This window comes from Rhizobium sp. TAL182 (genome assembly GCF_002117725.1).
GTDB lineage: Bacteria > Pseudomonadota > Alphaproteobacteria > Rhizobiales > Rhizobiaceae > Rhizobium > Rhizobium esperanzae.
Genome location: NZ_CP021025.1, coordinates 106,129 through 129,239 on the forward strand (window position 1 = coordinate 106,129; position 23,111 = coordinate 129,239).

Consider the following 23,111-nt stretch of genomic DNA (forward strand, 5'->3'; position numbering starts at 1 on the left):
CCATGCCTATGTCGTGAACCAATAGCGGACGATGTGGAAGAACAGCGGCGCTGAGAAGGTGATGGAATCCATGCGGTCGAGCACGCCGCCATGGCCCTCGATAACATAGCCCCAGTCCTTGGCGTTGAGGTCGCGTTTGATCGCCGAGAGCACGAAGCCGCCGAAGAAGCCCGCGACGACGAGGACCGTGCTCACGGCCGCCGCCTGCAGAGGCGAGAACGGCGTCAGGCGATAGAGCAGCGTTCCCAGAAGGATCGCCGATGCGCCGCCGCCGAAGAGACCTTCCAGCGTCTTCGACGGGCTGATGTTCGGCGAGAAGCGGTGCTTTCCCAGGAGCTTGCCCCAGACATACTGGAAAACGTCGCTGAGCTGCACCACGACGACGAGATAGACGAGAAGAAGCGCGGAGGGTGTGCCGGTCTGCAGCATAAGGAGCGCGGGGGCGTGGCTGATCGAATAGACCGTCAGCATCAAGCCCCATTGCACTCTGGCGCTGCGCGCCAGAAATTCGTTGACGTCCCCCGTCAGGGTGGCCACCGCCGGCAGGATCAGGAAGGCATAGACGGGGATGAAGATCGAAAAGAGCCCGTACCACGCCGTTCCGAGCAACACGTAGTGAAGCGGCAGGACCACGAAAAAGGACAGGAAGAGCGCCAGGTGATCGCCGCGACGCGACGGTGTCAGCGTCCAGAATTCGCGAAGCGCCATGAATGACAGGAATGCGAATAGAATGACCGTCGCCGTATCGCCGAGCAGGATCGCGCCGCCGAAGACCCCGACCATGATCCACCATGAGCGGATACGGGCATTGAGGTTGTGGACGGTGGCGACGGACCCGGGCTCGGTCGCGCGCCGTTGAAGAACGAAGCCGATGGCCGACGCGACGGCCAGCAGGCCGAGGATCGCGGCCAGCACGATGGAGAAATAGCTGGTCATGCGACGAGGCCTCCGTCGGCGAGCTCGATGACCGCGGCGCGGGCGCGGGCCAGGAACGCGCCCTTTTCCTCGCCCGCTTCGACGCGCAGCGGCTTGCCGAACCGCGCCGTGCAGGTTATCGGGACGATCAGCATGCTTCCCTTCGGCAGGATGCGCTGAAGGTTGTCGAGATGAATCGGCACGAGGTCGACATCGGGAAAACGGCAAGCAAGGCGATAGATGCCGCTGCGGAACGGAGCGATCTCGTCGCTGGAGGTTCTCGTTCCTTCGGGAAAGATCAGGACCGAGCGCCCCTCCTCCAGCAGGCGCTCGACCGGCGCCAGCGGATTACTGTCGGGCAGAGGCTTGCGGTCTATCAAGACAGCACGCAGGCCTTTTTCCGCGATGAAACGGAGAAAGGCGTTGGTTCCCCAATAATCGCGCGCCGCGACCGGATGGGTCAGCCGGCGCACTTGCCACGGCAGGGCGGCCATGACGGCGACGGTATCGACATGGCTGTTGTGATTGGCGAAATAAATGCGGCGGGTCGGATCGGGGGTGCAGCCCCGCCATTCGCTTCGGGCGCCGACCATGATACGGACGAACAGCACGAGAAGACGACGGATGAGCGCGATCATAGTCTCTCCAGTGAGCGGGCAAGTCTCGTCATGCGTGTAATGCAGGTGACGAATGCTGTTCGGCGTCACGCCGCTGCGCGCCAGCCATGCGCTCAAGCCGATCGCCCAAGACGACGACCGGCTCGCGATCGGTCGCCGCGAGGCGTCCTCTTCTTCACCCATTTTCATTTCCCCGACCCAATGCTCCAATGCATATCCTGCCAATCTCGTCGCGCCAATCCCTCGTTCCGTCAGACCAATCGCAGCGGCCATCAGCCTGATTTTTAAGCTGGTTCGATGCTTGACACCTTTTTGGGCGCTACTATGATTTTTAAACCAGATGGTAAAAAAGGGGAGCAATCAATGATCAAAGACATGCTGATTTCACGCTGGGTAGTGGTCGTGTCGGGCATTGCGCTTGGCGTCAGCGGCTCGTCCCGCTCGCAAGGGCGGCTGCGCCCCTGAAAGTTGCCGGCCTCCATGCGTCCTGGAACTCCTGTCTGCACAAAGCCCTCCAGGACACCGCCAAGGACGGCGTCATCGAATATGTCTTCTCCGAAGGCGTGCCTTATTCACGCTTCGGCTGCAAACCGTACTGGGCGGGCTCGTGCCTAATCGGCTCTTCCTGATGACGCCCTATATTCTTTGGCCCGCCGCGCCCGCGTTCCGCAGGCGCTGATGCAGCCCTATCGCCGTGGCGAGCGCTGAGACCGTCCACATCCAACGAGGCTCCGATGTTCGATCTGATCGTCAGAAACGCAAATCTCCCCGATGGCCACACCAGCATCGACATCGGCATCGGGGGTGGCAGGATCATCGCCGTCGAGCGCAATCTCCAGGCGCAGGCGGGCGAAGAAATCGATGCAACCGGCAGGCTGGTCAGCCCGCCTTTCGTCGATCCGCATTTTCATATGGACGCCACCCTGTCGCTCGGCCTGCCGCGCACGAACGTCTCCGGCACCCTGCTCGAAGGCATCGCGCTGTGGGGCGAACTGCGCCCGATCGTGACGAGGGAAGAGCTGGTGGACCGTGCGCTGCGCTATTGCGATCTGGCGGTGACGCAAGGCCTGCTCTTCATCCGCAGCCATGTCGATACCAGCGATCCCAGGCTGGTGACGGTCGAGGCGATGATCGAGGTCCGCGAAAGGGTGGCGCCCTATATCGATCTTCAACTGGTCGCCTTCCCGCAGGACGGTTATTACCGTTCCCCGGGCGCGATCGATGCGCTCAACCGGGCTCTCGACATGGGAGTCGACATCGTCGGCGGCATTCCGCACTTCGAACGGACGATGGGCGAAGGGACAGCCTCGGTCGAGGCGCTCTGCCGCATCGCCGCCGATCGCGGTCTGCCGATCGACATGCACTGCGACGAGACCGACGATCCGCTGTCGCGCCATATCGAAACGCTGGCAGCCGAAACCATCCGCTTCGGCCTGCAGGGACGTGTCGCAGGCTCGCATCTGACCTCGATGCATTCGATGGACAATTATTATATCTCGAAGCTCATTCCGCTAATGGCGGAAGCCGAGATCAACGTCATCCCCAATCCGCTGATCAACATCATGCTGCAGGGCCGGCACGATACCTATCCGAAACGCCGCGGCATGACCCGCGTGCGTGAGCTGATGGATGCCGGGCTCAACGTCTCCTTCGGGCACGATTGCGTCATGGACCCGTGGTATTCGATGGGATCCGGCGACATGCTGGAGGTTGGCCACATGGCGATCCATGTCGCGCAGATGGCCGGCATCGACGACAAGAAGAAAATCTTCGACGCATTGACCGTCAATTCGGCGAAGACGATGGGCCTTTCAGGTTACGGCCTGGAGAAGGGATGCAACGCCGACCTCGTCATCCTTCAGGCGAGAGATACGCTGGAAGCGCTGAGGCTGAAGCCGAACCGGCTGGCGGTGATCCGCCGCGGCAAGGTCGTCGCCCGCTCGGCGCCGCGCATCGGCGAGCTTTTCCTGGATGGGCGCCCGGCCCGGATCGACGGCGGCCTCGATTACTCATCACGCTATTGAGACGCGCCGAGGCCTGCGTACTATCCCGCCGCGCGGCGAGCTGTGATGATCCAGGCGCGGGAGTCGAAAAACACGCCCTCCGGCGTCATATGCGCCTCGAGCAAATCGCGCAGACGCTGCAGCGGTTTGCCGGGCGGTTCATCGGTATGTGCGAGTGCGTTCTTCAAAAGATAAAGACCGGCGAGCGCGTCAGACGCCGCATCGACGTCTGGTCCATAGAAGACCGGCTCTCGCACGTCGGCGAAGTCGATCGAATTAAAACCTGCGGCGCTCAAAAGGTCCTTCGCAATCGGAGGAGCGCCAAGCGAAAACGGATTGGGACCACCTGCCGAAACCGCAGTTCCCGGCGCCAGAGCTTGCCGGATCGCGCCAGACCACTCGTTACGCTCCCGGCTCTGCCACACCATCCACACAAGGCGCGCCCCCGGGCGCATCGCCCGACTGATATTGGCAAAGGCTGCGGCCGAATCGGCAAAAAACATTACGCCAAACCGGCTGATGCAGAGGTCGAAACTGGCAGCCGGAAAGGCGTGGAATTGCGCGTCTGCCTGCTCGAACACCACATTTCGCAAACCCTCCGCAGCGCTCCGTCGCCTTGCGACTTCCAGCATTTCTGCGGAAGTATCCACCCCGACCACTTCTCCTTGCAGTGCGGCGCGGGCGGCCTCGCGCGTCGTCTGCCCCGCGCCGCAGCCGATATCGAGCACTCGGTCAGCCACACCGACATCGGCAGCGTCCCGAAGGTGCCGATTATGCCGCGCCAATTCTGCGTCGTAAAAATCGGCACGATCCCACGCCATGACACTGACTCCGCTTCGCCCGGTGGCGTCCCTCATCGGTGAGAATGCCGGAGTCGCTTCCGGCATCCATGAGCGGTATCAGGCGATCTTCTGGCGAGCCGGCAGCTTCCAGCCGGGCCGGACGAAGTGGCAGGTATAGCCATTCGGGATGCGTTCCAGATAATCCTGGTGTTCGGGTTCGGCCTCCCAGAAATCGCTGGCCGGCACGACTTCGGTGACGACCTTGCCGGGCCACAGGCCGGATGCGTCGACATCGGCGATCGTATCCCTGGCGACGCGCTCCTGCTCCGGGCTGACGTAGAAGATCGCCGAGCGATAGCTCGTTCCGACGTCGTTGCCCTGGCGGTTGCGCGTGGTCGGATCGTGGATCTGGAAGAAGAATTCGAGGATTTCGCGGTAGCTGATCCGTGCGGGGTCGAAGATGATCTCGATCGCCTCGGCATGGGTCCCGTGGTTGCGGTAAGTGGCATTCGGCACATCGCCGCCGGTATAGCCGACGCGGGTCGAAATCACGCCCTTATAGCGGCGGATGAGGTCCTGCATGCCCCAGAAGCAGCCGCCGGCGAGCACTGCACGTTCTTCGGTCATTGGATGTCTCCTTGTTTTCCCGAGAGATAGTGTCTCCCACCGCCGATTTCCATACGGCGGAAATCAGCACAGCTGTGCAATTTCCCTTCGAACAGGGCCGCCCTGTCATGCCGATGTTACGCGCCGGCGCTAGCAAAGTCGTGGACAATCCTGCGGAGGCTGAGCCTCGACACTGATGGAGACGGGTTATGAACAGGCGTGAATTTCTGATCACATCGTCGGCCGCGGCCGGTCTTCTGGCTCTTCCGCGTTTCGCAGCGGCCGCGGCCGGCACGATCGACCTCTACAGCGGTTCGGATGCCAATATCGTCGACCTCTGGAACAACATCATCCGTCCGGCCTTCGAAAAGGCCCATCCCGGCGTCGTCCTGAAGGTGACGGATGCCGGCGACAATAACGGCCTGCGCGCCATCGCCGACCGTGCGCTTGCAGCGCTGAAGACGAAGACCGATCCGCAGGCGGACCTGTTCGAACAGTTCGATCCGCGTCTGCCGTCCGGCGGTATCGACGCCGGCCTTTGGGTCAAATTCTCAGCCGAGAACATCGAAGGCTACGGCCACCTCAACCCGCTCGCCCTCGACACTCCCTATTCCCTTCCCTATCGCGGCTCGCAGGTCCTACTCGCCTATGACACCACCAAGCTCGATCCGAAGAATGCGCCGAAGAGCTGGGAGCAGCTCACCACATGGATCAAGGCCAATCCGGGCCAGTTCATCTACAACCGTCCCGACAAGGGTGGTTCGGGCGGCAACTTCGTCCGCCGGGCCATCCATGAGGTCAACGGCCGCGATCCGAAGAAATTCAAGATCGACAATTTCACCGCCGATTTTGCCGGTGAGGCCCTGACGCCGGCCTGGAAGATCCTCAACGACCTCGCTCCCTCGCTCTACGACAAGGGCGCCTACACCGCCGGCAATACGCAGTCGATTCAACTGCTCGCCCAAGGCGTCGTCACCATGGTGCCGGTCTGGTCGGACCAGGTGCTGCAGGCGATCGCGCAGGGCGTGCTGCCGGATACGACCGGTCTCGTGCAGCTCGGCGATCTCGCTCTTTGCGGCGGCTTCTCCAGCATCACCGTGTTCTCGAACGGCGCCAACAAGGATGCGGCCCTGAAGCTTGCCGCCTTCATGCTCACCAAGAAAATGCAGGAATCGATAATCACTCAGATCGGCGGCTTCCCGGCCGTTTCCTGGGACCACATTTCCGATGATCTGCGCAAGAAATATGCCGACGTCATCCCCTCGACGATCCCGACCTTCCCAGGCGGCGATTGGGAAAAGGCGATCAATGACGGCTGGTATCGCAACGTCGCCCCCAACATCAGCCGCACCTGATGTTCGCCGATACTGCCCCGGCGGCTTGGCGTCGTCACAGGTCCATCAACAGGGGGAGCGCAATCGGGCTCCTCCTCGTCGCCCTGCCGGTGTTCCTGCTTGCATGGTTGATCATCTTTCCTATTCTTTCGGCGGTCGTCGGCACGATCTTCGTCCGAGGGCCTAACGGGGCGACGGGCTTTTCGTTCGCCTCCTACTTCTTCTTCTTCACCGATGGCTATAGCCTCGCCAATCTCGGGGTGACGCTCTGGACCACCGCCGTCTGCGGCGTCCTGCTTCTGGCGATCGGGCTTCCGATCGCACTTTACCTCCGCTTCTCGCAGGGACGCCTTGCGGCTTACGTGCAGGGCCTGGCGATCTTCCCGATGTTCGTGCCGTCGATCATCCTCGCCTATGCGCTGATCAGGACCATCGGGCCGAACGGCGCCGTCGACCTGCTGCTGAATTCCGTCGGCCTACCAAAACTGCGCACGCCCTATCTGACGCCATGGGGACCGGTCATCGGTCTGGTCTGGGACAATCTTCCGCTGACGGTGCTGATGCTGACGGCCGGGCTCTCCTCCATTTCGAACAGCGCCATCGAGGCTGCCCGCGATGTCGGCGCAAGGCCGCTGCGGGTCTTCATCTCGATCATCCTGCCGCGCATGGGCAATTCGTTGCTGGTGACCGCCTCCTTCGCCGTGCTCGGCATCTTCTCCGCCTTCACCCTTCCCTACGTGCTCGGCCCTGCATCGCCTGAAATGATGGGGCCGTTCATGCAGCGCACCTTCGCCGATATGAACGATCCGCTTGATGCCATGACCCAAGCCGTCATCACCTTCGGTTTTTGCCTGGTCTTCGGCATCTTTTATATCAGATCGATCGCGCGCAACCGCGAGGCACGGCCATGAGTGTCGGCAGAGCGGGCACCAGCCTTCGCGTCGACTGGATCGGCCTGCTCTTTGCCTGCCTGTTGACGCTGTTCATCGCACTGCCACTTCTCGTCGTGGGAACATGGGCCTTCACCGAGGTCTGGCGCTATCCCTCGGTGATCCCGCAACAATTCGGCCTGCGCTTTTGGGGCCAGACGCTGGCGCGTTCCGATGTCTGGGAGGCTCTCCTCCTCAGCATGCGGCTGACGACGACCGTCACCTTTCTGTCTGCCATCATCTGCCTTCCCGCAGCTTATGCCTTTGCACGCATGCGCTTTCCCGGCAGGAACATCCTGTTCCTCTCGTTCCTGGCGTCACATGCCTTTCCGAAATTCGGCCTGCTCGTCGCCATTGCCGGCATCTTCCTGCAGCTCGGCCTGATCAGCACCTTCTGGGGCGTCGTGCTGATCCAGCTGGTTGGCACGCTGATGTTGATGATTTGGATTCCGGTCGCGGCCTTTCAGAATGTCGACCGACGCATGGAAGAGGCGGCGCGCGATGCCGGTGCTGCGCCGCTGCGCGTCTTCTGGTCGATCACCCTGCCGCAGGCCGCGCCGACCATATCCGCCGCGCTGCTTCTGACCTTCGTCGGCACCTTTTACGAAACCGAAGGCGCCTGGCTGATCGGCGCGCCTGAAATCCGCACTATGCCGGTGTTGATGATCAGCTTCATCAACAATCAGATCGTCGTGCAATACGGCGCCGTGCTCTCCGTCATGCTGTGGGTGCCGTCCTTCATTGCGCTGATGTTTGCGCGCCGCGTCGTCGGCACCGGTGCCTTCGCGAGAGGTTTTGGCGCGTGAGGCGTGGCGCATCTGCTTAAGGAAAGGCTTGAGAATGGCACATCTGGCAATCGAGAGTGTTTCGAAGCTGTTCGGAACCACCTTTGCCGTGCGTGACTTTTCGCTCGAAGTGGGCGACGGCGAGCTCGTCTGCCTGCTCGGCCCGTCCGGTTCCGGCAAATCGACTCTGTTGCGGATGATCGGCGGCTTCGAGCGACCGAGCGGCGGAACGATCCGCATCGATGCCAAGGATGTGACGAACTTGCCGCCGGAACGGCGTCCGACCGGCATGGTGTTCCAGAGTCATGCGCTCTGGACGCATATGGATGTCTTCAACAATATCGCCTTCGGCCTGAAGCTGCGCCGCCTGCCGAAAGCGGAAATCCGCGAGCGGGTCGAAAACGCTTTGGCGCTGGTCGGGCTTGCCGATTATGGACGGCGGACGACGACGCAGCTATCGGGCGGACAGCAGCAGCGCGTCGCGCTCGCCCGTTCGCTGGTGCTCGAACCGAAGATCCTGTTGCTCGACGAGCCCTTTGCCAGCCTCGACCAACACCTGCGCGAAAGATTGCGGGAAGAAGTACGCGATATTCAGCAGCGCCTCGGCATCACAACGCTCTTCGTCACTCACGGCCAGGACGAGGCCTTGGCGCTTGCCGATCGCATCGTCGTCATGCGTGACGGACGAACCGAACAGATCGCGCCGCCGAGCACCATCTATCGGCAGCCGCAGACAGCCTTCGTCGCCGGCTTCATCGGCTCGATGAATTTCGTCGAGAGCCGCATCAGAAACGGCGTCTGCGAGCATCCGCTCTTCCCGCTTGCCGTTCCCATCGAAGACGGGCCGGTGACGCTTGCCAGCCGCCCGGAAGCACTGGCGATCCATCCCTCCGATCGGACGAATGCGGCGACTGTCCACCGCGCCGTCGACTTCGGCACCCACAAAATGGTCGATGTCGATCTTGCCGACGGCACCCGTCTGAAGGCGATGGTGGCGCCGGACGATCGGATCCAGGCTGGAATGAAGGTCGAGCCCAGCTTCGCGAGCTTTTTCGCCTTCCGCGACAACGCCCTCGTGCATCAGTCGATGCCGTCTAAGAGCGATGCGGAGGCCGATCGACTGCTGTCGGTCTGACGCCGTCACACTTGATCTGAGAAGCCTTCCTTGAGCCAGGGATGCAGCGCCTTGCTGGCCGCGAGGATATCGCCGCGCCCGTCGACTTCAGCGCCGGAAAAACGCGTGACGATGCCGCCGGCCTCTTCGACCATCAGCGCCGAAGCGCCGAAATCATGGATCGACAGCCCGTCCTCGAAGAAGCCGTCCAGCCGGCCGCAGGCGACATAGGCGATCGACAGCGCCGCCGAGCCCATGCGGCGCACGCCCGCCGTATTGGCCATCAGGCGTTTGATGGCATCGAAATAGGTCTCTTCCGCAACCGCCTTCACTTGGCCTGGAATGGGCAGACCGGCACCGATCAGCACGTTTTCGATGTCGGCGACAGCGGCGCAGCGGATGCGCTCGCCGTTGAGATAAGCGCCACCGCCGATCTCGGCGCTGAAGAGCTCGTCCTGCATGGCGTCATAGACGACGCCGGCCGCCTGCCTGCCGCCTTCGGCGATCGAGATCGTCATGCCGAAATGCGGGAGGCCCCAGGCGTAATTGGTCGTGCCGTCGATCGGGTCGATGTAGATGATTGGTGTCTCCGGCCCGGCAGTGCGGTTGCCGACAGCCTCCTCGCCCTGGATGGCATAATCGGGAAAGGCCTTCGTCAGCTCCTCCACGATGATGCGCTCGACGGCGACGTCGATCTCCGTCTGGTAGTCACGTGGCGCCTTGGCAATCATTTCCCCAGATGTCCGCCGCCGCAGGGAAGCCCGGGCCGTCTCGCCCGCCTTCAGCACCGTTTCGGCAAGAATGACCAGGCGGGGCGACGCGTTCGGGGAAAGACGCGCTGATATCGGAGAGGTTGCCATGAGGAAAATCCCGATGCTGCAGATATCAACGAAGTGAATCGTGCGGAGCCATTCCCTTCGCAGAGACCGATGATGATTTTATGAAGCTGCCCGCGCCTGACGCGGCTTATAACAGGCGCTCGGTCGATGCGTCAAAGAGATGGACCTGGGCCGGGTCGACCGAAAGTCCGATCATCTCTCCTGGTCTGACCTTGTCGCGCCGCGTTTCGACGATCGTCAGTTCCGGCTGCGTTGCCGCGACGATGAAGGTCGAGGAGCCCGTCGATTCGACGAAGGCGATCGGCACGTCGAAGCTGCCCTGCCCGGGCGCGACGACCTCGACATGCTCCGGCCGGATGCCGGCGACGATTTGGCGCCCCGGTTCGACGGCGCGTGCCAGCGCAAGCTTCTGCTTCACCGCGCCAAAATCCAGGATCAGGCTATTTCCGTCCTCCGCGGCGATGGCGGGAATGAAGTTCATTGCCGGTGAGCCGATGAAGCCGGCGACAAACCGGTTCGCCGGCCGGTCGTAGAGATCAAGCGGCGCGCCCTGCTGTTCGATGATGCCGTCGCGCATGACAACCACATGGTCGGCCATGGTCATCGCTTCGACCTGGTCATGCGTGACATAGACGAAGGTGGCGTTCAGCCGGTCATGCAGGGCGCGGATTTCCTTGCGCATCGAGACACGCAACGCGGCGTCAAGGTTGGAAAGCGGCTCGTCGAACAGGAAGGCCTGGGGGTTGCGGATAATGGCGCGGCCCATGGCGACTCGCTGCCGTTGGCCCCCGGAAAGCTGGCGCGGATAACGGTCGAGCAGGCGGGAAAGGCCGGTGATAACAGCGACTTCCTCGGCTTTCTTTTTTGCTTCGCCCTTGGGGACGCCGTGCATTTTCAGTGAATAGGTCAGGTTCTGTTCCACCGTCATATGTGGATAGAGGGCGTAACTCTGAAAAACCATGGCGATATCGCGTGCCCGCGGCGGCACGTCGTTCATCACTTCGCCGGCAATCTTCAGCGTGCCGCCGGTAATTTTTTCCAGCCCGGCAAGCGAACGGAGCAACGTGGACTTGCCGCATCCCGACGGACCGACCAGCGCCACGAACGTGCCCTTGGGAATTGAAAGGTTGACGTTCTTAAGCGCGTGAAAGGCGCCGTAGTGCTTCTCGACGCCCAAGAGCTCGATTTGGATGTCCTGGCTCATACTGAAAACCTTGCTGGTCCCCAACCGGGACCGATGGGATGGTCAAGGGTGAAAAACGTCGTCATTTGACTGCTCCAGCGGCAATGCCGCGCGTTAGCGTGCGCTGGAAGATCAAGAAGAAGATTACGGTCGGTATTATACCCAGGAAAGCCGCCGAGGCCTGCAGCACCGGGTCCGACATGTTCTGACCGCGGGTGAGGCCCATGGCGACCGAGACCGTCTGGTTGTTGTTGGACACCAGCATGACGAGCGGGATCAGGAATTCGTTCCAAGTCCAGATGAAAAAGAAGGTTCCCAGGACCATGAGCGTCGGCCTCAGCATCGGGACGACGACGAACCACAGCGTTTTCCAGTGGGTCGAGCCATCCATCTCCGCCGCTTCGAGGATTTCCTTGGGAAAGGTACTCAGCACGGTCGAGAGCAGGTAAGTCCCGAAAGCACTTTGCAGGACCGCGAAAATGATGATCACGGATAGCTGCGTATCGTAGAGGCCGCTCGCTTTCGCCATGTAGTAAAGCGGGTAAATGATGGACTCCTGCGGAACCATAATGCCGAGAAGAAAGACCACCAAAATCACGCGCGAACCCGGCACCTTGCCGACCCCAATCGCATAGGCGTTGAACAGGCTTATCAGTACCCCCAGCACCGACACAGCGAGACTGATCACCACGCTGTTGAGCAGCTTGCGGCTGAAATCGGACACCGTCCAGAATTTCTCGATCGCCGTGAGATCGATCGACCGAGGAATCGAAAGCGGTCCGCCGACTGCATATTCGGCACTCGCCTTGACGGCATTGAGCAGAGCAAGGAAAAAGGGAAAGAGCGTAAGGGCGAGGAGTAGAATAAGGATGGCCAGCACCACCCACCGCATGGAATCGCGTCGCGCGCGATCGGTTGCCGCCGTCGTCTTTGCCTTGGTCGTGCCATCGCTGAGAGCTGGGTAAGCCATGATCTACTCCTTCGACTCCTGCTGACTCTGAAAGCGTAGAAAAATCACAGCCAAAGCGATCGTCAGAGTCGTTTGAACGACCGCGATGGCTGCGGCATAGCCGACGCGTTGTGTTGTGAAGAAGTGGTAGTAAGTCAGATAGGATGGCACGAGGGTGGAATTATCGGGGCCGCCGGCGGTGATGACAAAGATTGGCGCAAAGACCTTAAGCGCTGCGATCAGCGTGGTCAGCACGACGACGAAAATCTCCGGCGCCAGAAGCGGAATGGTGATCGTCACCAGCCGACTCCACCAGTTTGCCCCATCGAGCTCGGCAGCCTCGTAGAGGGAAGGGTCGATGCGCGAAAGACCGGCCATGAAAACCACCAGACAATAGCCGACCTGTATCCAGACAATGACGAGCGAGACGGCAGCAAGCGCGTATGTCGCATCGCCGATCCAGTTCTGGGCGAGATTATCAAGGCCGATGGACTTTAGCGTGATGTTGATGACGCCGACGGGATTGAGAATCCAACCCCAGAGCACGCCCGCGACCGTTACGGGCAGAATCTGCGGTAAGTAAAAACCGGCCCTGAAGAAGCTCGAGACCCATTCCCCGAATTGGTCCCTGACGTAGTCGAACAGCAGAGCGGCCAGCACCAGGCCGATGCACACCGGTATCACGGTCATCGAGACGATGAACAGCAGCGTGTGATACATCGATCCCCAGAATTGATCGTCCGTAAGCAGGCGATGATAGTTCTGCAGGCCCACCGGTCGCGGCGTGCCAACGCCTTTCCATGCCGTGAAGCTCAGCCCGAGATTAGCAAGCTGCGGTATGAGTACGATGAGAATGAAGCCGATCGTTCCCGGGATGAGGTAGAGGCTATAGCTTCGTGAACCGTCGCTCGATCGCTGGCTGGATATGGCCATATCATTCTTCCTTCCGGCTCCCAAAATGGGCTGCGCCAGAGGCGCAACCCAGCGTTCAAAGTCGCGCTACTGATTTTCCTGCGCGTCGTCGTAAACCTGCTTGATCTGTTCGACGAACTGTTCAGCAGTCAGACTGCCCTGGAAGAGACCGGTGTCTTTCTGATTAAGCACGTCGTAGTAGCCGGGGACCGGCCAGTCAGGGTAGAAACCGAGACCGCTTTTGTCCGAGATCTGCTGGAAAACTGCTGCGGCGTTCTTGCCGATGGGGTTGGTGATGGCGGAAAGGTCAGCGGCGATCGGCACGCCGCCCGCATTGCCGAGTTCGGCTTGGTACTTCGGCGACAAGGTCAAGCTGATCCACTCGGCGGCGAGATCGGGATTCTTGCTACCCTTGGGAACCACCCAGAGATTGCCTGTCGAGCCGACCGAATATTTCGGGGTCGGAATTACGAACTGACCCCACTTGAAGTCCTTGATGGTCGAGGCAAAGGTGCCGAGATTCCACGTGCCCGAGACGTACATCGGTGCCTTGCCGGAGGTAAAGAGCAGAGCTGCATCCGGGTCCTTCATGCCCGTGGAGTCCTTGCTGATGTAGCCCTTGCTGACCCAGTCGACCAAGGTCTGCGCCGCATAAAGGTAGGGCGCTCCGTCGAGAGGCGCCTTCAAACCTTGATAATTCTGGATCCAGGCGTCATCGGCCTTGGTGTAGGCGAGAGAGGCAAGCAAGTGCTGGCCACTGGTGTCGATGGCGCCGAGCGCGAGAGGTGTGAGACCCTTCTGCTTGAAAGCTTCCATGTCAGACACCCACTCTTCGAGCGTCGTCGGCGGCTTGAGGCCTGCCTTTTCGAACATGTCGATATTGTAGAAGCACGAAACATATTCACCGAAGACCGAGACGCCCCAAACAGGGCCGGAGCCATAGATGCCCTTTTCGTCATAACGGCTTAGGACAAAATCGCCTTCGTTAAGGATCTTGTCCCAGCCTTCCTTCTTCACATAGGCATCCAGATTGGTCAGCAATCCCTGGCTTGCAACCAAGCCAGCGGTCGCATTGCCCTTATTGTACTCGAGCACGTCGGGGGCCTGATCGGAATTGAGGATCATGCCGCCTGAGGCCTGCAACTGCTGAAAGGTCTTCTGCTCAAAGCTGACGTCGATGTCCGGATGTTTCGCCTTGAACTCCTCGAGCGCCTTCTTCCAGACAATGCCCTGAGCCGTGGTCGGCTCCTCGAACCACCATATCTTGAAGGTCTTCTGCTCGGCATGGCCGATCGATGTCATCAGCATCGCCGTGCCGAGTGCTAGCGCAAATGTTGCAATCCTTTTCATGCTTTCCTCCCAAAAAAGCGGCTGCGCCGCGAAAAGACCAGTTAGTCAGTCATGGCGCCCCGCCCCGGCCTCCCAGCCCAACGGCGCGCCACTTAGGCGGTTGATCAGGGATCAACAATGAAATCTCCGCCCCGGCATTTCTTTAGATAGTTGAGCCCGTGAACCTGGCCAGTCATCTCAAGTTCGTCGCGATAGACCGGGTCGTGCCAGCCTTCGATGTCGATCGAGCCCGACCAGCCGGCAAGGCGCAGCTCGGAAATGATGTCGGTCCAGTTGCTGTCGCCGAAACCCGGCGTGCGCATGAAGACGAACTTCTCCTTGCCGAAGATGCCGTGTTCCTTGATGACCTCCCAGCGGATGGTCGCGTCCTTGCCGTGGACGTGGAAGAACTTATGTGCCCATTTGCGGATCTGCGGCATGGGATCGATCAGATAGACCATCTGATGGCAGGGTTCCCATTCGAGCCCGATATGATCGTCTGGCGTCTCGTTGAAGATCAGTTCCCAGGCGTCGGGATTGTGAGCGATGTTCCAGTCGCCGCTCGCCCAGTTGCCATCCATGGCGCAATTCTCGAAGGCAATCTTGATGCCCTTGTCGGCAGCGCGCCTGGCCAGCTCGCTCCAGATCTGCTTATAGCGCGGCAGGCTGTCGGTCAGCGGCTTGCCGCGGACGCGGCCGGTGAAGCCGGCAACGCAGGTGGCGCCGAAATGATGCGCATTGTCGATGCAATCCTTCCAGCCCTGCAACGTTTCGAGATCGATGTCAGTCTCTTCGAGCGGGTTGCCGAACATGCCGAGCGTCGAAATGGTGATATCGCGGTCGCCGATCGCGTCGAGGCAGCGCTTGCCGAGCTCGGCGAGGTTCTGCCCCTTGGTCGTTTGCCAGAAGAAAGGTTCGAAGCTTTCGAAGCCGAGGTCGGCGATCTGACCGATACGCGCGGCGGCATCGCCCTTGTTGCCGCTGACCATGGTGCCGATGCGAATGGATTTTGCAGGGTTGCTCACGTCACTTCATCCTATGCTGAAATTTCGATGCGACGGCCGGTCTTGGCGCTTTCGATCGCGCCGAAGACCATGGCGAGGCTTCTGATATTATCCGAATTGACAGTTTCGGGCTGTTTGCCGGTGCGGATCGCCGCGATGAAATCGGCGATGACGCTGGCATGGCCGTGGGTTTCCGCGTCATGCTCTGGACCGAGAACGTTTACGGAAGCAAAGCCGCGCAGAAGGCCTGGCTCTTGTCCGGCGACGGCGGCCTTGAAGGTCTCCTCACCATCCCAGGTCAGCATTCCCTTCGAGCCGACGAGACGCCACTGGCTTTCCCAGCTGGTGCGCTCGCCTTCGGCGCACCAGGAGCCGCGATAGGTGAAGACGATATCGTCGGAAAATTCGAAAATGGCATTGGCCGAGGCGCCGTGCCGGTACCAGGAACCCTTCGGGTTGCGCTCGACGCAATAGACGGCGACCGGCTTTTTATCCGCAACGTAGCGGGCGGCATCGAAGGTGTGGATCGCCATGTCGAGCAGCAGGACATTGTCCATCTCTTCGCGGAAGCCGCCGAAATGCGGGGCGAGGAAGAAGTCGCAATGAATGCCGGTGAGCTCGCCGATCGCACCGCTGTCGACGAAACGGCGCAGGCGCCTGACCCCCGATATGAAGCGACGGTTCTGGATGACGGCATGGATGCGGCCGGTCTCTGCGGCAAGGTCGATCAGCGCAGCGCCTTCGGCCAGCGAGGCCGCCATCGGCTTTTCGCTGAGCACGTGGCATCCGGCCTTGAGCGCGGTCGAAACGACATCGTATCGGGCAGCTGGAATGACGATGTCGAAAACGAGATCGGCCTTCGTGGCATCGATGACTTCGGACAGGGCAGAGCCGATGACGGCGCCTTTCAGACCGAACTCGGCGGCGAGCTTTTCCGCCGTCTCCCGGTTCAGGTCGACGAGGCCGACGATGGCGATAGACTCGGCGAGTTGAGGGTTGGACGCGATGGCGCGCAACCAACCTTTGGACATAGCTCCGCACCCGCACAGAATGGCACTGAATTTCACGATTTCCTCCGGGGAATGGCGCCAACTCTCCTCGTGACACGCATCCCGTAAACGTTTACGAATGTAGGCGGAAACGTTTTGGGATGTCAATAGAGGCGAAATACGAAAGTGCGAACCGAAGGAAAATCGCCAGCCATGAAAGGGATTCGCCAGCTTGCCGAGCATCTGGATATCTCGATCGGCACGGTCTCCCGTGCGCTGAACGGCAAGCCCGATGTGAACGAGGAAACCCGCCGACGCGTGCTGGCGGCGGCCGAGGAGTTCGGTTATGTCGCCAATCAATCGGGTCGAAGTCTTCGGCAAGGTGAGACGAAGGTCATCGGCCTGATGATCGAATCGAGCCAGGAAGCGGTCGAAAATGCCGACAACTTCTTCCTCGGCGTCACCAGCGGCCTGCAGCATGTCTTTGCCCGCCACAAGCTCGACCTCTTGATGCTTCCCTGCCCGGCCGACGAAGACCCGTGCGAATATCTGAAGCGCATGGTGGCGCGGCGTGTCGTCGATGCGATGATCATCTCCAATACGCAGCGCGTGGACCGGCGCGTCGATCTTCTCTCGCGCGCAAAGATCCCCTTCGCCGCCGTGGGCCGCAGCCTTTCGGCAGGCAATTTCCCCTGGGTCGATCTCGATTTCGAAGGCGTCGCCGAACGCGCTGTCGAACGGCTGGTCGCGCGCGGCCATCGCCGGATCGCGATCACCGCGCCTTCGAGCGAAGTCAACCTCGGCTACGTCTTTGTCGAGAGCTATCGCCGCACGCTCGAACGGCACGGCATTCCCTTCGACCCGTCGCTCGTCATCCGTGTCAAGTCGAGCGAACAGGGCGGCTATCAGGCAGCAGATGAATTGCTGCAGCTTGGACACCGGCCGACCGCGGTCATCCTGATCTACGAGCTGATGGCGATCGGCCTTTACCGCCGGCTGATGGAAGCGGGCATCCGGATTGGCCGCGACCTTGCAGTCATCGGCTTCCGCGATGCCCCGCGCGCACGCTTTCTGCAGCCCTCGCTCAGCTGCTTCCGCATGTCGCTCTACGATCTCGGCATTGCCCTCGGTCAGACGCTTCTCGCCAACATGCCGGCCTATCGCGCATTCTATCCGGACGGCGGCCGCAACATCGTCTGGCCGCTGGAACTGGCACCGGGGCAAAGCGATGCCTTTGAGGTCGAGGCCCAGGCCTGAGCGCTGCGGCGGAGACGGTCGCCGTGCGCCGCGATCGGCCGCCGCCGCGCTCGGCCGCCGCCGCGCTCGCGGCAGCCGTTCCCCTCTCGTGATCGAACGGTAGTGAAGGGGGAGGCCGGCATCTCGTCGTAAGGTCATATTCGGCCCTTGATAATCGCTGCCTGACAAGGCAGGAGAGTGACATCGCGGAGGTAGATGCAGATGACGAGATTGGCGGATTCGCAGGGCCTGGAGATTTCGCATGAGGGGCATCGCACCCGCCTGAAATGGCACCGGCTGCGCAAGCGGTTCGCCGATCCCCTGTTTTCCGCCGAGGTGATGGCGGAGGGTTTTGCAGCAGGCGCCTCGATGGAACTCGATCTGCGCGTGCGCGCCGACGGCGGCTTCGTCGTGCTGCACGACAGGGAGCTCGAAGGTGAAACGACGGGCCGTGGACCAATCGCTGCGAAGAACGTTGCCGACCTCCGCGATGTCAGGATGAAGGACGGCGCCCGGCCGCTGATCCTCAGCGAGGATCTCGCCGATATGATGCAGGCAACGCATCCGGCCGCATTGCTGCAATTCGACATGAAGGACGATTACGACGCTGTCGGCACCCGCGGCATCGAGCATCTTGCCAGGCATTTCCGCGATATCGCCGCCTCGGTGATCGTCAGCGGCGGCAGTCTCGACCTCATCGTGGCAGTCAAGGAAAAGCTTCCGCATCTGCTGCGCGGCATCGATCCGACCGAGAAACTTTACGATATCCGGGAGGCCAGCGGCTGGAGCGCGGCGGAAATGGAACTGCGCGCCGACCTGCGCGGTCCGACCGAACCAGACACGATCTATCTCCACTGGCAGCTGATCCTTGATGCCGCCAAGGATGGCCTCGACCTCATCGGGCTTTGCCGGGACGAAGGCAAACGCGTCGACGCGTGGACCTTCACGCTGAAGGACCCGGTGGCCGGTTTCAGCGATGCGGAATGGCGGAGCTTCTCGACATTGATGGCGCTGAAACCGGATCAGATCACCACAGACGAGGCACCGGCGACCGAACGCGCCTGGGCGCGCCGCATAGCGGCTTGATCGGCGAAAGAACGCACGGCGCTCTAAAGTCCCTCGATATCGAGGATGAAGGCAAATTCGCCGGCAAGCCCCGACGCGTAGGCGATGACGGGCCCGCCTTGCGCAAGCAGCCTGCCGACCGGCGGCATCGCGACCATCGCGCCGGCCTCTTCGGCGATCAGCGCACCGGCGAGCATATCCCAGGCATTGAGGTGGCGTTCGTAACAGAGATCAGCAGCACCCTCGGCAACGCGGACAAGGTCGATGGCGGCTGCGCCCAAGCGCCGGTAATCCATGCCGCGCTCATGAAGTCGCTTGGACAGCGCGAGATACTCATCGAAGCTCGTTTTGCGCGAATGGCCGAGAATGATGAGCGCATTGGCCGGATCGACAGTCGTTGCCGCATGGATCGGCAGTCCATCCTTGAAGGCGCCGCCGCCGCGCACCGCGTGAAAGACTTTGTCCTCGGCAGCGTCGTAGACGACGCCGATCTCGACCTTGTCGCCGACGACAAAGGCGATCGAAACGCCCCAGTGGCGGAAGCCCCTGATGTAGTTGGTCGTGCCGTCGATCGGATCGACGACCCAGGTGCCGGCCCCTTCCGATTGCCCGCCGCTCTCCTCTCCCATGAAGGTATCGTCCGGAAAGCGCGAGATGAGCCCGTGGCGGATTGCCTGCTCGGCCCTCCTGTCGGCGATGGTGACGAAGTCCTGCAATCCTTTGTTTTGAACGGCAAGAGTGCCGGGATCCGACTCGCGCCGAAACCTGGCCGTCTCCCGTCCGACCTCGAGCGCAACGGTAATCGCGGCCTCCGCCCGTGCGCGGACGGCAGCGGCGTCGAATGCGGCATTCATCAGGCAGTCCTTCTTTTTATCAATGTCACCGGTGTGAACTCGACACGCGCCGTCAGCTCCGGTTCGGCCATCCGGCTGATCAACAGGTCGACGGTCTGTTCTGCCTGGAGGTCGCAGGGTTGGCGGATGGTCGTCAGGTCGTAGGCGGTCCAAGCGGCCTGGGGAATGTCGTCATGGCCGATAATAGGGAGCGGCGGCGCCTCATCGCGGCCCCTGCCCTGCATGATGCGGTCGATGACGCCGCAGGCCATGTAGTCATTAGCGCAGAACAGCCCGTCGATGCCGGATGCGGCCAGGTCGGTCGCTGCGTCATAGCCGCTCCGGTAGTCGTTGATTCTGACCTGCAGGAACTGCGCCTCGATGCCAAGCTGCTTGCAGTGGGCGATGAAGGCCTCGCTGCGACGGCGCGCGGTATAAGATCTGGCCGGGGCAGCCATCACGGCGGGCTTTCGCACGCCGCTGTCGATCAGGCGGCTGGCTGCCAGATGCCCGGCCATGCGGTCGTCGGAGATGATACGGTCGACCAAGGGAATGTCGTTGCCCTTGTTGATCAGTACGATCGGTACGCCTTCGGCTGCGCATTGTTCGCAGATTTCGGTCGGCGGCGCGTCCGATGTGACGATGACGCCGGACACGGCGTAATGTAGCAATTGGCCGATGACTGTCGAGGTATCCGCCTCCTGCGAGGTCGGCAACAGGATCGGGCGGAAGTTACGGGCGAGCAGCGCCCGAGAGAGATGCTCGATCTGCAGCGTGCGGAACGGGTTGTCGAAACCGGCGGCGACGAGACCGACGAGATCGGAGCGTTTGTTGGTGAGGCTTCGGGCAAGATAGTTCACCCGATAGCCGAGTTCCTTGGCCGCCTGATAGACCTTCTCGCGCGTTTTCGGTGAGACGCTGGCATCCGGGGTGAAGGCGCGCGACACAGCAGCGCGCGAGACGCCTGCCACCCGCGCCACGTCGAAGGAGGTTGCCTTGCGCGGCCCCTTGTCCTTGTCAGCCAAGTGCTTTCTCCTTGATCGGAGGCGGCCGCATCAGATCGGGCAAATCGGTGCAGATGCCGAGAACCGGGAGTGTCATCAGGTCATCGAGAATGGTCCGCCGCTCCTCGTGCCAGAGCACGATCTCGCGGCCGGCCTCGAAGGCGCGAGCCATCAGCGCCTTGGTCACCAGATCCTGCGGGCGCTCCCCTGCCCTCTCCCAGCAGAGATGGAGAATATCGGCGCCGGCCTCATCACCGAGCGCATGCGGATCGTCGCCGACGCGGATCAGCACCGAGAGCGGAAAATCGCAGGCCGCGTCCCTGAGTTCGCGCACCTGCGCGGTATCGAAGGAGCCAAGGCAGGCAAAGCGCTGGTTCATTTCGACAAGGTGCCGCCAGCAGCGGATGCCGGTTCCCGGCGCCTTGAGTTCGACATAGAGACCGGTTCCGGTCTCTCGGGCGAGAGCGGCGACCTGCGAAAAGCTCGGCACGTCGACGCCGTCAAGGTCGGCAAGCTCAGCCGCCGTCATTTCCGAGATGCGCCGGTCGATGCCGTAGACCCGCTCCAGGTGGTCGTCATGGGAGACGACCACCACGCCGTCACCGGTCAACTGCGTGTCGAGCTCCCACATCTCCGCGCCGAGTTCGGCCGCGCGGCGGAAAGCGGCGAGGGTGTTTTCGCGTTCGTGGCCGCTGGCGCCGCGATGGCCGATGCAGAAGGGAAGCCGGCCCTTGGCCGTCGGCCAGCCATAACGTTCGAAGAAGGCTGAAAAATCGCGGGTCATCAGAGCCTCGTTCCGTTCTCGTCGAAGACGAACACGCCGCGGCTGTCGATCCCCCAGGCGACATCGTCGCCGACGTGAATATCGTTGCGCGCCGGCTGGATCGAGCGCAGCAGCGGCCCGCCGGCAATCCGCACGTCGTAAAGGTTTTCTCGCCCCTGCGTTTCGGCGAAGGTGATCTTGCCGGAGACGGTGACGTCGCCCGCCGGGGTGAAATGCTCCGGCCGCACGCCGAGCATCAGCTTGGTGCCCTCGGCGGCGCCGATGGCGTTCGGCAACGGGACCCGGATCTCACTTTCCGGGATTGCGAAGGCGCCCTTGTTCATGACGCCGCGCAGGAAGGTGATCGGGGGATTGCCGAGGAAGCCGGCGACGAAAGCGGTCTTTGGATCGTTGTACATCTCGGCCGGCGTGGCGATCTGGACGATCTCGCCTTCCTTCATGATAGCGATGCGGTCGCACATGCTCATTGCCTCCACCTGGTCATGGGTAACAAGGATGGCGGTGATTCCGGTCTCGCGCTGCAGGCGGCGGATTTCCGAGCGCATTTCGAGGCGCAGCTTGGCGTCGAGATTGGCGAGCGGTTCGTCGAGCAGCAGCACGTCCGGCTTGCGGATCAGCGCGCGCGCCAACGCCACGCGCTGCTGCTGGCCGCCGGAAAGCTCGGCCGGCCGGCGGCCCATCAGATTGCCGATGTGGACCAGGCCTGCGATGCGATCGACCTCTTTGCGGATCTCGGCGGCAGGCGCGCGCTTGACCTTCAGAGGAAATCCAATGTTCTCGGCAACCGTCATGTGCGGGTAGAGCGCATAGGACTGGAAGACGACACCGACATTGCGGGCCTGGCTCGGGAGATCCGTGACGTCCCGATCGCCGAAGAGGATGCGCCCGCCGGTCGGCCTGTGAATGCCGCAGACTGAAAAAAGTGTCGTCGACTTGCCGCAGCCGGACGGGCCAAGGAGCGCCAGCATCTCGCCGCCGGCGACCTCGAGCCGCATGTTCTCGATGACCTTCGTGGAGCCGAAGCTCTTCGAGAAATTGTCGAGGAGGATGCGCATCAGCCTTTGCTCCCGCCGCCGTAGATGTTCATGAGGTATTTGTTGAAGAGCGCGTAAGCGATCAGCACCGGAATGAGGTAGAAGAGGCCGACCGCCTTGAACATGTTGAAATCGTAATTGTTGTCGTCGGCAAGGAAGCCGGCGAGATAGACCGACAGCACCTGCACCTGATTGCCCGGCGCCAGCACCTGCGGCAGGATGAACTCGCCCCAGCCGGACAGGAAGGAGAACAAGCCGAGGGCCATGATGCCGGGCTTGACCTGCGGCAGCACCAGGCTGCGCCAGACCCTGAAACGCGACGCGCCATCAACGACGCCGGCCATTTCGATTTCCCAGGGCACGGTATCGTAGAAGCCCTTCATCAGCCAGATGCCGAGCGGCAGGTCGATCGCCGCCTTCACCAGGATGACGCCGATCAGCGAGTTGTAGAGGCCGATCATCTGCAGCACGATGAAGATGGCGATGATCAGCGTTACCGACGGGAAGGCGTGCAGCACCATGACGCCGGCAAGGAAGAAGCCGCGTGCCGGCACGTTCAGCCGAGACAGCACATAACCGGCCATTGAGGAGACGATCAGCACCAGACTGGTGGTGCAGGCCGAAAACAGCAGCGTATTCAGGGTCACGTGCCAGATGTTCGCCTTGCCCGCCGTTGTCTGCCACAGGAAACGCCAATGGTGGAGCGTCAAGCCGGAGGGCAGCAAGGCGTCCGGCGGCTTCACCGTTACGGTGTCGAGGAAGAGATAGACATACATCAAGAGCAGCGGCAGGCTGACGATGGTCAGCGCCGTCAGGACAGGCCAGCTGCGATAATTTGCCGAGGGCTGCGTGCGTTCGACCATGG

The 23,111-nt window shown here is 61.7% G+C and carries 23 protein-coding genes and 2 pseudogenes; 9 read left to right on the plus strand and 16 right to left on the minus strand.

Translation table 11 applies throughout. The features are described from left to right. Window positions 1-6: 6 nt before the first annotated feature. Together Tal182_RS22715 and Tal182_RS22720 are read right to left on the minus strand one after the other, a co-directional pair. Window positions 7-936 carry a phosphatidate cytidylyltransferase gene (locus tag Tal182_RS22715; RefSeq protein ID WP_085861093.1) on the minus strand — a complete coding sequence of 310 codons (930 nt, stop codon included), beginning with the start codon at window positions 934-936 and terminating at the stop codon, window positions 7-9. Next, window positions 933-1,553 (minus strand): lysophospholipid acyltransferase family protein, encoded by a 621-nt coding sequence (locus Tal182_RS22720; protein WP_085861094.1) that lies wholly within the window; start codon window positions 1,551-1,553, stop codon window positions 933-935. The genes Tal182_RS22715 and Tal182_RS22720 overlap by 4 nt, the downstream gene beginning before the upstream one ends. A 342-nt stretch (window positions 1,554-1,895) precedes the next feature. On the opposite strand from Tal182_RS22720, the pseudogene Tal182_RS22730 reads away from it, so the two are divergent. The 3 genes and pseudogenes from Tal182_RS22730 to Tal182_RS22735 all read left to right on the plus strand — a co-directional run. Beyond that, window positions 1,896-2,098: pseudogene (locus Tal182_RS22730) on the plus strand (BMP family ABC transporter substrate-binding protein); the annotation flags it as partial. Between the two features lie 5 nt (window positions 2,099-2,103). Next, a pseudogene (locus Tal182_RS31840) lies at window positions 2,104-2,240 on the plus strand (ABC transporter permease); the annotation flags it as partial. 26 nt (window positions 2,241-2,266) lie between these two features. Continuing rightward, on the plus strand, window positions 2,267-3,556 hold the full coding sequence (locus Tal182_RS22735; RefSeq protein WP_085861096.1) for an amidohydrolase family protein: 1,290 nt from the start codon (window positions 2,267-2,269) through the stop codon (window positions 3,554-3,556). Window positions 3,557-3,576: 20 nt separating this feature from the next. Here Tal182_RS22735 and Tal182_RS22740 read toward each other — a convergent pair whose 3' ends face one another. Together Tal182_RS22740 and msrA are read right to left on the minus strand one after the other, a co-directional pair. Next, entirely contained in the window at window positions 3,577-4,356 is a 780-nt protein-coding gene (locus Tal182_RS22740) for a class I SAM-dependent methyltransferase (protein WP_085861097.1), read from the minus strand. Between the two features lie 78 nt (window positions 4,357-4,434). Then, window positions 4,435-4,944, minus strand: coding sequence for a peptide-methionine (S)-S-oxide reductase MsrA (gene msrA, locus Tal182_RS22745; protein WP_085861098.1), 510 nt, complete (start codon window positions 4,942-4,944; stop codon window positions 4,435-4,437). 188 nt (window positions 4,945-5,132) lie between these two features. Between msrA and Tal182_RS22750 the strand changes: the two genes are divergently transcribed. The 4 genes from Tal182_RS22750 to Tal182_RS22765 are packed head-to-tail and all read left to right on the plus strand — an operon-like array spanning window position 5,133 to window position 9,106. After that, window positions 5,133-6,278 (plus strand): extracellular solute-binding protein, encoded by a 1,146-nt coding sequence (locus Tal182_RS22750; RefSeq protein ID WP_085861099.1) that lies wholly within the window; start codon window positions 5,133-5,135, stop codon window positions 6,276-6,278. Further along, window positions 6,278-7,168, plus strand: a complete 891-nt coding sequence (locus Tal182_RS22755) for an ABC transporter permease subunit (RefSeq protein WP_085861100.1) — start codon at window positions 6,278-6,280, stop codon at window positions 7,166-7,168. The genes Tal182_RS22750 and Tal182_RS22755 overlap by 1 nt, the downstream gene beginning before the upstream one ends. After that, window positions 7,165-7,992 (plus strand): ABC transporter permease subunit, encoded by an 828-nt coding sequence (locus Tal182_RS22760; RefSeq protein ID WP_085861101.1) that lies wholly within the window; start codon window positions 7,165-7,167, stop codon window positions 7,990-7,992. Before Tal182_RS22755 ends, Tal182_RS22760 begins: the two co-directional genes overlap by 4 nt. Before the next feature lie 34 nt (window positions 7,993-8,026). After that, a complete protein-coding gene (locus Tal182_RS22765) occupies window positions 8,027-9,106 on the plus strand; it encodes an ABC transporter ATP-binding protein (RefSeq protein ID WP_085861102.1) in 1,080 nt (359 codons plus the stop codon). A gap of 5 nt (window positions 9,107-9,111) precedes the next feature. Here Tal182_RS22765 and Tal182_RS22770 read toward each other — a convergent pair whose 3' ends face one another. From Tal182_RS22770 to Tal182_RS22800, 7 genes are all read right to left on the minus strand, one after another. After that, window positions 9,112-9,945 (minus strand): inositol monophosphatase family protein, encoded by an 834-nt coding sequence (locus Tal182_RS22770; protein WP_085861103.1) that lies wholly within the window; start codon window positions 9,943-9,945, stop codon window positions 9,112-9,114. A gap of 106 nt (window positions 9,946-10,051) precedes the next feature. Further along, window positions 10,052-11,128 carry an ABC transporter ATP-binding protein gene (locus Tal182_RS22775; protein ID WP_085861104.1) on the minus strand — a complete coding sequence of 359 codons (1,077 nt, stop codon included), beginning with the start codon at window positions 11,126-11,128 and terminating at the stop codon, window positions 10,052-10,054. Between the two features lie 61 nt (window positions 11,129-11,189). Continuing rightward, entirely contained in the window at window positions 11,190-12,077 is an 888-nt protein-coding gene (locus tag Tal182_RS22780; RefSeq protein ID WP_085861105.1) for a carbohydrate ABC transporter permease, read from the minus strand. A 3-nt stretch (window positions 12,078-12,080) separates the two neighbouring features. Further along, window positions 12,081-12,989, minus strand: a complete 909-nt coding sequence (locus tag Tal182_RS22785) for a sugar ABC transporter permease (RefSeq protein ID WP_064806570.1) — start codon at window positions 12,987-12,989, stop codon at window positions 12,081-12,083. 66 nt (window positions 12,990-13,055) lie between these two features. Then, the gene (locus Tal182_RS22790) at window positions 13,056-14,318 is read right to left on the minus strand and encodes an extracellular solute-binding protein (protein ID WP_064806572.1); all 1,263 of its coding nucleotides are present in this window, start codon (window positions 14,316-14,318) and stop codon (window positions 13,056-13,058) included. Between the two features lie 104 nt (window positions 14,319-14,422). Then, on the minus strand, window positions 14,423-15,322 hold the full coding sequence (locus Tal182_RS22795; protein WP_064806574.1) for a sugar phosphate isomerase/epimerase: 900 nt from the start codon (window positions 15,320-15,322) through the stop codon (window positions 14,423-14,425). Between the two features lie 11 nt (window positions 15,323-15,333). Further along, window positions 15,334-16,368, minus strand: coding sequence for a Gfo/Idh/MocA family oxidoreductase (locus Tal182_RS22800; RefSeq protein ID WP_085861106.1), 1,035 nt, complete (start codon window positions 16,366-16,368; stop codon window positions 15,334-15,336). Between the two features lie 135 nt (window positions 16,369-16,503). Here Tal182_RS22800 and Tal182_RS22805 point away from each other — a divergent pair, with 135 nt between their 5' ends. Beyond that, window positions 16,504-17,547: a substrate-binding domain-containing protein gene (locus Tal182_RS22805; protein WP_085861107.1), complete on the plus strand. Its 1,044-nt coding sequence runs from the start codon at window positions 16,504-16,506 to the stop codon at window positions 17,545-17,547. Window positions 17,548-17,742: 195 nt separating this feature from the next. After that, on the plus strand, window positions 17,743-18,612 hold the full coding sequence (locus Tal182_RS22810; protein WP_064806581.1) for a glycerophosphodiester phosphodiesterase family protein: 870 nt from the start codon (window positions 17,743-17,745) through the stop codon (window positions 18,610-18,612). A 23-nt stretch (window positions 18,613-18,635) separates the two neighbouring features. Here the strand turns inward: Tal182_RS22810 and Tal182_RS22815 are convergent, their stop codons facing one another. From Tal182_RS22815 to Tal182_RS22835, 5 genes are read right to left on the minus strand one after another with little or no spacing between them, the layout of a single operon-like run. After that, window positions 18,636-19,445 (minus strand): inositol monophosphatase family protein, encoded by an 810-nt coding sequence (locus Tal182_RS22815; RefSeq protein WP_085861108.1) that lies wholly within the window; start codon window positions 19,443-19,445, stop codon window positions 18,636-18,638. Continuing rightward, complete coding sequence (locus Tal182_RS22820; protein ID WP_085861109.1) at window positions 19,445-20,449, minus strand: LacI family DNA-binding transcriptional regulator; 1,005 nt, start codon at window positions 20,447-20,449, stop codon at window positions 19,445-19,447. The genes Tal182_RS22815 and Tal182_RS22820 overlap by 1 nt, the downstream gene beginning before the upstream one ends. Next, window positions 20,442-21,212, minus strand: coding sequence for a glycerophosphodiester phosphodiesterase (locus Tal182_RS22825; RefSeq protein WP_085861110.1), 771 nt, complete (start codon window positions 21,210-21,212; stop codon window positions 20,442-20,444). Before Tal182_RS22825 ends, Tal182_RS22820 begins: the two co-directional genes overlap by 8 nt. Further along, window positions 21,212-22,267 (minus strand): ABC transporter ATP-binding protein, encoded by a 1,056-nt coding sequence (locus tag Tal182_RS22830; protein ID WP_064806589.1) that lies wholly within the window; start codon window positions 22,265-22,267, stop codon window positions 21,212-21,214. Before Tal182_RS22830 ends, Tal182_RS22825 begins: the two co-directional genes overlap by 1 nt. After that, window positions 22,267-23,109, minus strand: a complete 843-nt coding sequence (locus Tal182_RS22835) for a carbohydrate ABC transporter permease (protein ID WP_085861111.1) — start codon at window positions 23,107-23,109, stop codon at window positions 22,267-22,269. The genes Tal182_RS22830 and Tal182_RS22835 overlap by 1 nt, the downstream gene beginning before the upstream one ends. Between the last annotated feature and the right edge of the window lie 2 nt (window positions 23,110-23,111).